Below are 13,897 nucleotides of genomic sequence, written 5' to 3' on the forward strand. Positions count from 1 at the left end.
GCCGCCTACCGCAATGCGACCGTGTCCGCGAAGACCACGCGTTCGCTCAGTTCGCCGCCCGGGTGTGGTTCTCGCACGATGCCGCTGTCGTCGATGAAGAACCGTTCCACCTCGCGGATGTACACCCGGTACATGCCGACGTCGTCGGGAACCGGGAGCACGGGCAGCGCGGTGTCCAGGCCGCCGGTCACGGTGTGCACCCGCACCCAGGCCGGAACGCCTGCCGGGTCCGCCCCGATCGCGGCGAGGTCGACCCGGCCGGGCGCCGGGGCCCGGCGTTCGAGAACCGCATCGACACGGTTCGTCCGGCCGAAGCCGTTTGCCGGGCCCAGTCCGGAGAGCGTCACCCGGACACCGGTGAGCAGCCGCTCGATCGTCAGCGAGCGGTCGGGCAGCACCGGTACCGGGTCCGTTTTCACCACGGCTGACAGCTCGAGTCCGGCGAGGCTGGCCGCCTGGTAACGGGCCAGGGCCAGCCGGATCATCGGGGAGTACGTCTGCGTGTTGATCCCGTTGAGGACGATGTCCGCGAAGCACGTCGAGTTCTCGTACCGCACCGCGTAGGGCACGGCCACGGCACCCGCGCCGGTCACCTCGGTCAGCCGGACCGGCGCCGGCGGCCGGTCCGCGTCCACGACGGACTGCGCCGGCAGCCAATGGGCCTCCGCTATGGGGTCGGACGTGGTGAAGCCCCGCAGCAGGGCGTCGTAGATGGGGTCGCGGGCCATTTCCGTGTAGTACGGCTGAAGGTTCGCGGACGGGTCACCCGCCGGCGCGTCCGGGCGGGTGAGCACCGCAAGCATCTCGTCACGGCCGCTGGAGAACCACGGCCGGCCCAGCTCGATCCGCACCCGGCCGCCCAGCCGCTTCCGCGTCAGTTGCGAACCCGGTTCGCGGCCGAGCACCTCGACGTCCCGTCCCTCCCACGAGAACGCCGGGAGCACGCTGAGCACAGTGGGTGGCAACGGCCGGGCCGTACTCCGCACCGCAGGCTGCGGCAGTGTCGACTCCGCGACGAACCCGGCGTGGGCGTCCGGCTCGTCGTAGTACCGGACGAACCTGCTCGTGGCCGTCACCCGGTACGTGACCACGCGGTGTTTGGTGTCCCCGAAGTCGTGCCGGAGCTGAGGAAGGCCGGTGTCGGTGCGTCCGATCACCACCGATCGGACGAGCACGACGCGGTCTTCCTCGGAGGGCTCGCTGTTGGCGGGGTTGTCGACGAGCTCCGACCAGGTCGCGTAGACGTCGAGCTGTGCGGTGCTCGCGGGATCGATCCCCAGCAGCGCCGCGCCGGGGGGAGGCACCACCACGGCGCCGGTCTCGCTCGCGGCCCGCGACACGGTGATCTCCCCGGCGGGGGCGCGCAGCGGCCGCCGAACCGCGTGCACGAGCTTGACGGTCCGGGCCGGGGTGAGCATGGGATGGCGACCCCGGACGGCCAGGTCCTCACCGACGGAGGGCAGGTAGGTCTTGATCGCGAAGTCGGACAGGTCGTCGCGCTTCACGTACGACGACACCTCGACGGTCGCTTCCCCCGCGGGCGGCAACGTCACGACCGCCACGCCGTCGTCGAACGCCAGTTCCGGTTCCCCTCCCGGGTTCCCGGCGACGAGCTTGAGCCGCTTCACCTCGGCGGTGGGCCACACTCCCCACGTTTCGTCCGCGAGCTGTCCTTCACCTGCCGGGGCGTCGATGTCGTGGAGGAACACCGAAACCCCTGCGGCGGCGGGGTCGGGCAACGGCTCGACGGGCTCGTCCGACTCGATGGCGGGAACACCGTCCGGAGTCAGGTGCATCGCGCGCGCGGCCCGTTCCCAGGTCGCGTCGTCGGCTTCGTCCAGTGTGCCGTGCTGTTCGGCGATCTCGAACGTGGTCGCGGGTGGGAGGAGCTCGCGTTCGTCGTCGACCGGGTACACCCGGCCGGCGCCCCCCGTGCCGGCCGGATCGCTGCGCACGACCAAGACGTCGATGGCGCCTCCGTGACCGAGCATCGAGGAGTCGACGACGCCGTCATCGTCGACGAGCCCGGGAGGGGGCGGCATCCGCGGCGGTGGCACGGGCTCGAAACGTGCGTACCCGATCAGGTCCGACGCGCCGTCGTTGTCCCCGGCGCCGGCTTCGATGCCGCCGCCGCCGAGGTCGGCGACACGCACGCGTATCCGGTAGTCCGCGCCGAAGCGCAGGGGCGGCAGTGAGCCGTCCGGCGGGCGGAGGTCCCAGTCGAAGGTGAACGGCAGCGACCGGGCGCGGCGCAGGTCCTGCCGATCACCGGACCGGTCCATGGACGGCCTCGGCGTGACGAGGCTCCACCCGTTCCACCGCGCCACGACCTCGTCGGTCCGCAGGTGCGGGGTGGTGCCGGCGGCACCCGGCCGCGTGTCGTCGATGGTGGCTGCGTTCGCCTTGAGGTGGCCCTCCTCGACGCCGCCCTCCGGTTCGATCACCTGGTCCGCGACCAGGTAGGTCCCGGTGCGCTGCGACAGCGACCACCAGTCGCCTTCGCCGTGGGGTTTGACGTCCACCCGGTAGCCCAGGACGAGGTCCTCGGCCGTCAACGGGGTCCCGTCGGCGAGGGTGCCCAGGCCGGCGTTGGCGCGAGCGTTGCGGACCCGCCGATCGAAGTGGGCCGCGCGGTCGCGGTGCAGCAGCACCAGCCCGGCCGACCGCAAGCTCGGCATCGTGGCGGCGCCACTTTGCCCGGTCGACGCCCTGGCCGCGTCCCGCAGCTTGCCCGCGCCGCCGTCCACGTCGAAGGTCGCGAACTCCCAGGCGTGTTCGCCGCCGGCACCGGACGGGGCCGACGCCGGCGCGCCGTCGAGGTCCAGCAGCCCGTCGCGGATGTCACCGGCGGCGTGCGGGACGAACAGGTCGCCGTCGAACTCGTAGGCCGTCCACGGTGACGTGATCGCCGGGACGACGAGCGGCTGGGGCCAAGTCACCCTGATCAGACACGGGTTCTGCCGGGCCGAGCGCGGCAAGGAGCCGGTGTCGGCCGGATCGACCGCGAGGTCGAGTTCGAGGATCAGTCCCAGCGCCCGCAAGACCGTGGGGTGCTCACGCAGGTGGTCGATCGTGCGGTGGAAATCCAGCGTCGGCGAAGTCCGCTGTGGCGCTGAGCCGTCCACCGGAGCCGGCGGGGGGACCGGTTCAGGATCGTCCCAGGTCCGGATCGTCTGCTGTACGACGGTCTGTGCCTCGTCCCCGGGTGTCGAGAGCGCTTCGGCCGACGCCGCGAACGACGTCACGACCTTGGCCGCGTCGCGCGATGTCGGGATGACCGTGGGCGGGTCGTAGACCGGCGGCGGGGCCGGGGCGGTGACGGCGGCATCGGCGAACGCGGATCGCCAGACGTCGGACTGCCCCGTGGCGGTCTTGGTGTGCCGGATGGTCCGGACCTGCCCGGTCGGCAGCTGCACTTCGACGGTGAACACCGCCTCGGCGGCCGACTTCGGCCAGTCACTCATCCCGTTGTGCGCCGGCGGCTCCTGCAGCCGGGGGAGGACCACGACGCGCAGCTTGCCCGGCCGGGCGCCCGGCACGGCGATGAAGATCAGTTCGCTCATCGGGTCACCCCGGCGAACTTCGCGCGGTACCGGCGCCAGGTCTCGGCAGCGGGCTCTTGCGGTGCGGCCGCGAACAAGGCCGAGGGTTTTCGTGCGGGATCGCCACCGCCGATGAACTCCCATTCGCCGCTGTCCAGCTGGACGGAGTCGGAATAGAACGTGAGATCGATCTCGATCACCAGACTCGCCCGGCCCACCATCCGGTTGCGGCCGATGTCGTAGGTCAGCTCCAGCCGGACCTCGACCGAGACGGAGATCAGGCCGAGCAGGTCCACCGAGCCGCCGAGGCGCAGGAAGCCGGTCAGGTGCACCCCGGCGGCGTCCATCAGGTACCGGATGCCGCCCATCGCGTGCACCTCGGCCGAGGCGATGCCGAAGTCGACGGTGAGCGACGCGCCGAACTCCAGGGACGCCTCCAACCGCTGCAGCCCGCGGCTGTCCACGGTCATCTCGAGGTAACCGCCGCCGCCGAACATCAGCACGCTGAGGTTGAACGGATTCGCCCGGCTGGCGAACGCCAGTGTCATGGCGACGGGACGGCCGTCGAACGGCACCTCGACCGCGGCGGCGAAAACGATGTTGCGCAACGCGAACACTCCGCACGCCACCGAAGGCACGGGGAGGCTGAAGCCGGCGACGATGCTCGCCGGGGTCACGGTCACCCGGGGTGTGGCGTCACCCAGCCGCACTTTGTTCTGCAGTTCTTGCAGCAGGGAGAGCAGACCGGTGAACTTCGCCGTGATCCGGCCGACGTCGAGGGTGGGCTCGCGTTCCGGTCGCCGGGTGAACCCGAGGGAGGTGAAGCCGAGCTCGAGCAGCGTCTCGCCGGTGGCCGGAAGGTGCAGTTCGAATGCGGTCAGCGAGCATGTAGTGGTGGTCTCGCCGTACCCGTGGACAACCGACAGGTTCAGGGTGGTGCCGGCGGACACGAACGGCGCCGACGTCTTCAGCGGCACGCCCAGCCACTCCAGCCGCACCTGGGGAGGTTGGCCGTCGACCAGGGCCTGGGTGATGGCCGGCGGAGCGCTCAGGCTGGTCCGGTCGTCGAGCAGCGTGGTGAGCGGGACACCGAGCAACGTCGCATCGGCGCCCATGACCCGGCTGGGGACGAACCCGCCTGCCACGACCGCTGCGCTCTGCACCAAGCCGTGCTTGCGGGAGATCGCGTCCGCCGCCAGCTGCGGCGCGATGAGACCACCGGAGTCCGAACTGCGTCCGGCGAAATCGACCTTCACGCCCGGGGAGCCGGGTACGATCCGCAACGCGATGTCGGTCGCGGCGCCGAGCTGACGGAACTCGGCACTGTAGGCCAAGAAGGTCCTCGTGTCGTCGCCGAGCAACGCGCGGACGGCAGGTAGCCGGACCTCCGCTGCCCAGGCGTCCGCGGCGGACGCCGCGACCGGGCCGAGTGCGGGGGCGAACGACGACCGGTAACCGGAGCCCGTCACATTCAGCCGGATCACTTCGTGCGCGTCCGTCGCGACACCTTCGCCCAGCAAGTCGACGGGTACGCCGGGCAGCGTGACCTCTCCGGCCTTCGCCGCCGCCCACGCCCGTTCCAGCGCGACCAGAGCCTCCGTGGAGGTCACCGTGTGGAAAGCCGGAAGTGCCGCGTCCTCGCTGTACTGATCGTCGAAGACCACCATGAGCGGCATTCGCAGGTGGAGATCGCCCTGGCCGCCCCAGCAGCGGATGTGGAAGAGGTACGGGGTGGTGCCCCCGGCTCGGGTCGGCCAGAAGTACAACGGCACCTGCTGCGTGGCGCCGTCCAGCAGTTCCTGCAGATAGCCGATGTCGTCGCGCAGTCCCAGCCAGACCTGGACCTGGGCGATGGGCTCGATCGGGCCGTCCGGCCCGATTTCGCCGATGTGCAGGACTTCGTCGATGCCGGCCGGAGCGAAGTCCCCGGCGGTGAGGCCGGGTCCGTACAGCGCATCGATGGCGGCTTGTTCGGCGGCCGCGAATTCCGCCGTCTTCCGGGCGAGGTCCGCGGCCAGCGCGTCGTGCCCGGGGCCCGGCCGTGGAATGGTCGTGGTGGCAGCAGGGTCCAGGCCGCTCACGATTCGCTCGACGATTTCGACTTCGGAGAACGGAAACAGCCGTGCGAGCTGCGGGTCGGCGGGCCGTTTCCGGACCGGCTCGGTGACCACGATCGTCCGGGTCTGCCTGAGCGCCATGATCGACGGTGTCCACGGCAGGTAGGCCCGTTCGGTCACCTCGAGGTAGTCGACCCGATGTCCGAAGGGATAGAGGTAGCAGGACGACACGGTCCGCACCCGCACGTCTCGTCCGAGGTGGACCAGGTGTTCCCAGCCCAATGCCGGCCACGTCGAGTTGACCGACAACGAGCCGCCGAGGCTGCTCAGCTCGAGCTGGTGGCACCGCGCGGGCGTCGCGGATGCGTATCGGTGGATCTGGCTGCGCTGGTACTGCGCCAGCGACGGCCGGAAGTTCGGGTCAGGGCTCTCGGCGGCAGCCTGGTCGAGCGATCGCAGCACCACCACGTCGCCCTCCAACGAGGTCCGCCACATCCCGGCTCGATCGCCCGGCGCGGAAGAGTCGTGCTCGCAGGTGACCCGTCCGGCTCCCGCTTCGGGGCTCAGGACCAGCCGCCACGGCATCTCGATCCTGGTCTCGGCGGACGCGACCTTCGCGCCGCGCACCGCCTCCAGGATCCCTTCCGCGGTCAGGGGGATCAGGGCGGAACGCGTGATCTCGACGGTCACCTGGCTCGGGTTGGCCAGGCGGGCGCCGAGGTGGTCGTAGAACCCGTACCAGGGCGGTGGAGCGTCGTCGACGACCTGCTCGGCGATGTGCTGGGGCGGGAACGTCAAGGTGAGCTCGGCGTCCGGGCCGGCTTCGAGCGCGGGGCCGTCGACGAGGTCGAGGCCGCGCCACGACACTCCGAGCACCACGTGGTCGGTTCCGCGGATCAGGAGGAATTTCGCGTCCATTGTGGTCACTCCGGGGCGAAGCCGGCGTGCGTGCCGAGGTCGAAGTGCATCACGTCGCCGCTTTGGTGGGCCTCGAAGTCGCTCGCTCCCCAGCGCATCTTGCCGCGTTTTCCCAGCACCCGGTTGCCGGTGTTGATCATCGAGCAGACCAGTTCGCGGCTGAGCTGCAGGAAACCGTGAGCGGGGTTGCGGGTTTTGGTGACCGGGTTCGCGGGGTTGCCGTACAGCATCGGGATGCGGACGAGTTCGTAGTCGCGCAGCATCTGGAAGTACTGTGCCTCCGGTGTCGGCAGGCCGGAGTGCAGCGCCGCCCAGTCCGGGTCGGCGAACAGAGCGGCGATCCCCGCGATCGCCTCGTCACGGGGCCGCGCCAGTTCGCGGGCGGGATCGATCCGGTCGAACGCCGGGTCGAAGTCGCCCAGGGTTTCGACGCCGGGTATCGGGGGCCGGTTCACCTCGACCGGTACGGCCGACACCGCCCACGACAGGTAGAACACGAGTGCGTCGGACACCAGCCGGAACCGGTCGTAGGTGACCTCGATGCTGTCGTGCACCCGGATGCTCACGTCGGCCCGTTGCCCGGTCCCGATGAAGAACGCGACCGCGCGGTCGTACACCTCGACAGCGCGTTGTCGCATCGCCTGCTGTCCTTCGGCGGCGGCTTCCCCGCCGAGCGTCGATCCGGTGCGCGTGACGATGTAGGGGATCTGGGTGACGTTGAGGTCCACGGCGGAGCCGGAGGCGTGAAGGCCGTTCCTGGAGCGCCAGCCGACGATCGATTCGGTCAGCGAGCTGTCGCTGCCGGCCAGATCGGCCTCGACCGCGGTCAGCACCTCGGCCAGCACGGGATTGACCCCTTGGCCGGGCCGCATGGGTTGCCCGAGGAACCGGAAGTCGGCACCGGTCAGGTAGCCAGGGGACATCGTCGCGCTCCTTCGACCCGGTGAACCATGGGCATCAGCGTGGTCCGCGGAAGCGACCCGGTCATCAGGGCCAGCCCTGATGACCGGGTCGCAAGTCCGGCCGCTGGCACTTACAGCTCGACGGCCGCGGTGACCTTGGTCGTCTTCCACTTGAGCTGCCGGGTTGCAGTGCGGCCGGCACGCGGGTGCCGGGCCGGTAGCACCTCGCGACGCGACCGCGATCCGAGGAGCAGAGATCCGGCCGGGGCACGTCCGTTCGGTCTCGAGCTCGGTGCTGTCAGGCCGAATTCGCACGGGGAAGCGTGATCGATACCGGCGTCGGCGTCCGGTTTCAGCAATAGCCGAATGGGTTGACCCACCAGCGTGCGAGTTCGACGATGGCGGTACAGCCGATGGTGGGAGAACGTCGTTCGATGTCGAGATTCGTCAGGCCCGTCCTCTGGACCTTCGGGTTGCTCGCCGTCGGTGGGCTCGGGTTCTGGCTGCTGTTGGCGCTGAACATCCCCTACCGCAGCGCCGCCACCCCGGAAACCACGCCGGTGACCACCCCGGCCACCACGCCGCCGGCCACCACTCCGGACTCGCCGCCCGCGCCGGCTCCTCCGGCGGACATGTCGGCGTGGGTCACCGACATCCGGCCGGGCCCGGACGACCACAGTGCGGTACTGCACGTCGACCTGCCCGGTTGTGCCGTCGGACCGCACATCCAGGTCGAAGAGGCCGCCAACAGGATCGACGCCGATGTCCTGTTCCGGCCCAAGGACGATCCGGACTGCAAACAGGTCTCGGCCGATTTCCCGATGAAGACGGCGGCACCGATCGGGAAGCGTCCGGTGATCGTCAACGTCGGGGACGCCTGGGGGCTGGTGGCCGGCGGCTGGAAGAAGTGCGACAAGATCCTCGGTTGCGAACCGCCCGCGGACCACTGCGACCCGGCGTGGGTCGCGCAGGCGGAGTTCAGCGCGGAGGCCGAGTACCCGGGCACCACGCGGGCGTGCGACCGGAACTGGCTGATCCACGACCTGCAGCGGCACGCCGGCCAGCCCGCGAATCGGGTCGCCTACCGCTGGGCGGGCAACGGGTGGGCGAGTTTCGCCTCGGCGAACGGCGGCGGCTGCGGCGAAATCCTGGCCGTCGAGCCGAAGTTCCCCACCTCCCTCTGCCAGGCCCTCGCCCCTTCGTCGTGAGGACCTGGGTCCCGTTCACGGCCGGCGATCGTCGGTTGGCTGTCGCGGGCCGGATGAGGGCGTTCGCGAAAAGGGCGTCGACGACTTGCTGCACGCGTTCGAAGAGGTCGGGCAATGGTGAAGGCCGGCCCGAACCGGCTCCTCTCGCCCTTCAGTAAAGTCGACGTCCGTAGCCAGGGGGGATCTAATGGATCCGGAGTTTCATCGTCGCGAGGTCATGGCGGAGAGCCTGTCGCGGCGGCCGTTGACCGGCCTGTTGGCCGCTCAGCTCATCTCGGTGCTGGGCACGTCGATGTCGGCGTTGGCGATCCCGTGGCTGGTGCTCACCTCGACCGGCAGTGCCACCCGCACCGGCATGATCGCCTTCGCCGAGATGGCACCGTATGTTGCGATGCAGGCACTCGGCGGACCGCTGGTCGATCGAGTCGGCGCCCGGCGGATCTACGTGCTGGGCAACGCCGCGGCAGCCGTCGCGATCAGCGCCATTCCGGCGCTTTACGCCATCGACCTTCTCCCTTTGGGCGCGCTCGCCGGCTTGGTGGCCGCCGCCGGGGCGGTTCGGGGCCTCGCCGACTGCGCTGGGCAGGTCCTGGTGCCCGGCACCGCGGGTCTCGGGGCAGTACCCCTGGAACGTGCCGCCGGGCTGCACGGGAGCGTGAGCCAGACCGGCCTGTTCGTGGGCGCCTCGGCGGCCGGGATCCTGGTCACCGTCCTCGGCGCACCGACGGTCGTGCTCGTCGACGGCATCAGCTTCGCGCTCGCCGCGGCACTCGTCGCCCTGCTCGTCCCCGTAGCCGCTCAGCCGCAACAGCTGCAACGGCGACTGAGCACACGGCAGTACCTGGCAGACCTCAACGAGGGTGTGCGGTTCATCCGCACCAGCCGGTTGCTGCTCGCGCTCGCCGCCATGATCGCGGTGACCAACCTGCTCGACCAGGGCATCAACGCCGTCCTCATACCGGTCTGGGTCCGCGATCACCTGCACCGGCCCCAGGCACTCGGCCTGATCGCCGGCGCGCTCGGTGCCGGCGCCATCATCGGCGCACTCGTCGCCGCCTGGCTGGGGCCGAGACTTCCCAGGCGGGTCGTGTTCACGATCGGGGTACTCATCGCCGGTGCCCCGCTGTCTCTCGTCCTCGCCCTGACCCACACGCTGCCACTCGCGCTGATCGTCGCGTTCATCGCCGGGCTCGGCACCGGAGGACTCAATCCGATCCTCAACGCCGTGCTCTACGAACGCATCCCACCCCAGCTGCGCGCCCGCACACTCGGTGCCCTCAAGGCCGGCGCCTGGATCGGCACTCCCGTCGGCCCGCTCCTGGCGGGCAGTCTCATCGAAGCCACCGGCCTGCGCACCACCCTTCTCGCCTTCGCGGTGATCTTCCTGGCCGCCACCACTGCGCCGGTCTTGTTGCCCGCTATGCGGACCATGAACCGCGCACCACTGCAGTCCGGCGAACCTGCAGCAGCGGACAACTGACGTCCCGCCGAACGCGGTGTACCGTTCCCCGGCGGCGGTCGACCAATGCGTCTACTCAGGACTCTGTATCACATGGATGGACAGGCGGTCCGTCGGCCAACCTTGGCGGGGTCAGTGCTCGTCGGCCTGTTTGTCGGTGATCGTGTCGAGGAGGCCGGCCGCGATGGCGCGAGCGGCGGGCTTCAGCTCGGCGCTCAGAGCGTAGAACAGCTCCTGCGCGGATTCGGCCGGCCAGTCGCCGGGCAGGTGTTCGCGGGGCAGGCGCGGGTCGGTGCGGATGGTCTGCAGCCAGTCGGACTCCAGGAGCAGGTCGCGGGCGAGGCGGTCCGGCGCCTGGGCTTCCGGGTCCTGCCAGCGGGACAGGAACGCCCGGTAGTGCTCGGCCAGCCGGTCGGTGTCCCAGGCTTCCCGGACGATCTCGGCGACCTCGGTGGGCGGCAGCGTGCGGGCCTGGAACACCCGCACGTGGCCGTGGGCGTCGAGGCCGTCGAGCAGCGGGACCGTGTCGACGTGCCCCGGTGCGATCCACAACCCGCCCTGCAAGCTGCCGAACCCCGCCCAGAGCAGGCGTGAGCGCAGGGCGTGCCGCTGGCGCTGCCAGGACTCGGGCATCGAGAACCCGAGCAGGGTCCAGGTGCCGTCCCACTGCCGGTTGACCGCCCCGGCCCGCCAGATGCGCTGCTCGCCGTCGTGCAGGATCGCCCGCGACCGGTCGGTCAGCCCGACGTAGACGTGCCGGCCGCGGCGCACCCGGTGCAGCAGGCCGCGCCGGGCCATGCGGCTGAGCGTGGAGCGGGTGGCGTGCTCGGAGATCCCGGCACGCTCCAGCACGTCGAGCACGCTCGAGGTGGCGACGTGGATCCCGCGGTCGAGGATGTGGCCGCCGAAGAAGGTGAGCAGCAGCGTCTGGGGACGCGGTGCGTCGGCGCCGAGCTCTTCGGCGGCGGCGGGGATGGCCAGGTCGGTCACTTCGTGAGCATAAGCCCGGCTTGATGTTGGGCAGAGTATTGACGGTAGTTACCGAAGTGCTTAACGTTCGTCGCGGCGTGACGCGGGTCACGCGGGTCGGCGACGAGGCAGGACACGCGATGGCAGAAAACCTCCGGTCGCGCGCGCAGCTGCGCCGCGCGGTGTTCTCCAGCTACTTCGGCAGCGTGATCGAGTACTACGACTTCCTGCTCTACGCCACCGCCTCGGCGGTGGTGTTCAACAAGGTCTTCTTCTCGAACCTGGATCCGGCGATCGGCACGATCGCCAGCCTGGGCACCTTCACCACCGGCTACCTGGCGCGCCCGATCGGGGGGATCGTCTTCGGGCACTTCGGTGATCTGCTGGGGCGCAAGCGGATGCTCGTGATCACGATGACGATGATGGGCGTCGCCAGCACGCTGATCGGCGTCCTGCCCACCTACGCGCAGATCGGCGTGTGGGCGCCGGTGCTGCTGATCGTGCTGCGCGTGCTGCAGGGCATCGCCGTCGGCGGCGAGTGGGGTGGCGCGGTGCTGATGTCGGCCGAGCACGCGACCAGCCGCCGCGGGCTGTGGGCCGGCTTCACCAACGCCGGCGCGCCCAGCGGGATGGTGGTCTCCACCCTGCTGCTCACCCTCATGGGCGCGGTGACCACCGACGCGCAGTTCCTCGCGTGGGGCTGGCGCGTGCCGTTCCTGCTCAGCGTCGTCCTGCTGGCCATCGGCCTGTTCGTCCGGCTGAAGGTGGACGAGACCCCGGTCTTCGCCGCCTCCTCCAGGCGGGCAGGCACCCCGCTGCTCGAGGTGTTGCGCCGCCACCCGAAGAACTTGCTGCTGGCGATCGGCGTGGGCTTCGGTGCCTTCGTCGCCCAAGGCACGCTCACCACATACGTGCTTGCCTACGCCGTCCACGCGGGATTTCCGCGCCAGACCGTGCTCAACGCGATCACGGTGTCCTCGGTCGGCGCGGTGTTCGCCATCGTCGGCTACTCGGCGCTGTCCGACCGCGTCGGACGCCGCCCGGTCGTCATCGCCGGGGCGGTGGCCACCGGCATCGTCGGGTTCCTGCTCTTCCCCCTGATCGACAGCGGCTCGGCGGTTCTGCTGACCCTCGCGGTCGTGCTCGGCCAATCGGTCGCGCACCCGGCGATGTACGGGCCGCTGGCCGCCCTGTGCACGGAGCTGTTCTCCACTCGCACCCGCTACACCGGCGCGTCGCTCGGCTACCAGATCGCCGGGCTCGGCGCGGGCATCGCGCCCGTGGTGTTCGCGGCTCTGGCCGGGACGGGCACCGGCGTGATCTCCGCGGTGATCGCGGCCTGCTGCCTCGTCACGGTGCTGTGCGTGCTGGTACTGCGCGAAAGCAACCGGGTCGACCTGGCTGATCCAGCCGAGGCGGGAGCGGTGGGGGCCGAACGATGAAATGGCGTTCCGGTTTGGTCTCCTTGACGATCACGACGCTCCTGGTGGTGGGCCTGGCGCCGGCCGCGGACGCCACCGAAGCCGGGCACCACACCGGACAGCTGCCCGGCGGCGCGACCTGGGTGGCGGACGTACCGGAGTCGTGGAACGGCACGATCATCCTCTACAGCCACGGTTTCGGGCCGCTCGTCGCGCAGGATGCCCCGGACGCGGCGACCGCGACGGCACTCCTGGCCGGCGGCTACGCCCTCGTCGGCTCGTCCTACTCGGGGCCGTCGTGGTGGGCGCTGGAGTCCGCGGTCGGCGACCAGTTCGGCGCGCTGGCCGCGCTCGAGGCGAAAATCGGCGCGGCGAAGCGCACCATCGCGTGGGGGACGTCGATGGGCGGACTGGTCAGCGCCCGGGAGGCGGAGGACCCCCACCACCGGATCGACGGCGCGCTGACGACCTGCGGGCTGGTCGCGGGTGCGCTCAACCTCGACGACTACCAGCTCCACGGCGAGTACGCCCTGTCGCACCTGCTCGCTCCCGAGCAGGCGATCAAGCTGGTCCGCTACGGCAGCCAGGACGAGGCCGCCGCCGCGGCCGCGACCCTGTCGGAGGTCACGAGCGACGCCCAGGCCACCCCGGCCGGCCGGGCCCGGATCGCGCTCGCCGCCGCGTTGACGAACGTGCCCACCTGGTACACCGGCGCCGTGCCGCCCGCGCCCCGGGACTACGAAACCCAAGAGGCACAGCAGGAACAAACGCTGGCCGGGTTCGTGCTCGGCTTCGTCATGACGGGCCGCTACCAGATCGAGCTCGCCGCGGGCGGGAACAGCGCGGCGACGCGCGGCACCGACTACCGGGCGCTGTTCGGCGGCAGCAGCCACGCCCAGCAGGTTCGGACGCTCTACCGGCGTGCGGGGTTGAACCTCGATGCCGACCTGGCGAAGCTGAGCCGTGACGCGGACATCACGGCCGACCCGGGTGCCGTGGCCACGCTCACCCGGACGTCCGTGCCGACCGGACGCCTGCGGGTGCCCGAGCTGGCCATCCACACCGTCGCGGACCAGCTTGTGCCCGTGGAGCAGGAGAACTGGTACGCGCGGCGGGTGGCCGCGGCGGGGACCGGGCACCTGCTGCGGCAGGCGTTCGTCCAGGGCGCCGGGCACTGCGCGTTCCAGCCCGCGGAGACGATCGCCGCGTTACACGCGCTCGAAGCCCGCGTCTCGACCGGCCGCTGGGGCCGTGGTGCCGAACCCGAGCGGCTCAACGCGGCCGCTGGAACCGGGCGCTACGTGCGGTTCGAGGTTCCTCATCTCGTCGGCGCGGTCAGCAACGCCAAGGTCCATGGAAGTGGCATCGAGGGCGGACGCCGAGACGGGTGAGTGTCCCGACGAGGGCATCGCCATCGGCCT

At 70.8% G+C, this 13,897-nt stretch carries 8 protein-coding genes; 4 read left to right on the forward strand and 4 right to left on the reverse strand.

Features of this window, described 5'->3' with window-relative positions:
• Window positions 1–5: 5 nt before the first annotated feature.
• The 3 genes from OHS18_RS47040 to OHS18_RS47050 are packed head-to-tail and all read right to left on the reverse strand — an operon-like array spanning window position 6 to window position 7,440.
• Complete coding sequence (locus OHS18_RS47040) at window positions 6–3,563, reverse strand: hypothetical protein (protein ID WP_328615192.1); 3,558 nt, start codon at window positions 3,561–3,563, stop codon at window positions 6–8.
• Window positions 3,560–6,517 carry a hypothetical protein gene (locus OHS18_RS47045; protein WP_328615193.1) on the reverse strand — a complete coding sequence of 986 codons (2,958 nt, stop codon included), beginning with the start codon at window positions 6,515–6,517 and terminating at the stop codon, window positions 3,560–3,562. Before OHS18_RS47045 ends, OHS18_RS47040 begins: the two co-directional genes overlap by 4 nt.
• Before the next feature lie 5 nt (window positions 6,518–6,522).
• On the reverse strand, window positions 6,523–7,440 hold the full coding sequence (locus OHS18_RS47050) for a hypothetical protein (RefSeq protein WP_328615194.1): 918 nt from the start codon (window positions 7,438–7,440) through the stop codon (window positions 6,523–6,525).
• A 413-nt stretch (window positions 7,441–7,853) separates the two neighbouring features.
• Here OHS18_RS47050 and OHS18_RS47055 point away from each other — a divergent pair, with 413 nt between their 5' ends.
• Together OHS18_RS47055 and OHS18_RS47060 are read left to right on the forward strand one after the other, a co-directional pair.
• Complete coding sequence (locus OHS18_RS47055) at window positions 7,854–8,627, forward strand: hypothetical protein (protein ID WP_328615195.1); 774 nt, start codon at window positions 7,854–7,856, stop codon at window positions 8,625–8,627.
• Window positions 8,628–8,814: 187 nt separating this feature from the next.
• Window positions 8,815–10,107: an MFS transporter gene (locus tag OHS18_RS47060; protein ID WP_328615196.1), complete on the forward strand. Its 1,293-nt coding sequence runs from the start codon at window positions 8,815–8,817 to the stop codon at window positions 10,105–10,107.
• Between the two features lie 111 nt (window positions 10,108–10,218).
• Here OHS18_RS47060 and OHS18_RS47065 read toward each other — a convergent pair whose 3' ends face one another.
• Window positions 10,219–11,076 (reverse strand): PaaX family transcriptional regulator, encoded by an 858-nt coding sequence (locus tag OHS18_RS47065; RefSeq protein WP_328615197.1) that lies wholly within the window; start codon window positions 11,074–11,076, stop codon window positions 10,219–10,221.
• A 119-nt stretch (window positions 11,077–11,195) separates the two neighbouring features.
• Between OHS18_RS47065 and OHS18_RS47070 the strand changes: the two genes are divergently transcribed.
• Together OHS18_RS47070 and OHS18_RS47075 are read left to right on the forward strand one after the other, a co-directional pair.
• On the forward strand, window positions 11,196–12,497 hold the full coding sequence (locus OHS18_RS47070) for an MFS transporter (protein ID WP_328615198.1): 1,302 nt from the start codon (window positions 11,196–11,198) through the stop codon (window positions 12,495–12,497).
• 23 nt (window positions 12,498–12,520) lie between these two features.
• Entirely contained in the window at window positions 12,521–13,867 is a 1,347-nt protein-coding gene (locus OHS18_RS47075; protein ID WP_328615199.1) for an alpha/beta hydrolase, read from the forward strand.
• The last annotated feature ends 30 nt before the right edge of the window (window positions 13,868–13,897 follow it).

Source organism: Amycolatopsis sp. NBC_00355 (genome assembly GCF_036104975.1).
Taxonomy (GTDB): Bacteria; Actinomycetota; Actinomycetes; order Mycobacteriales; family Pseudonocardiaceae; genus Amycolatopsis.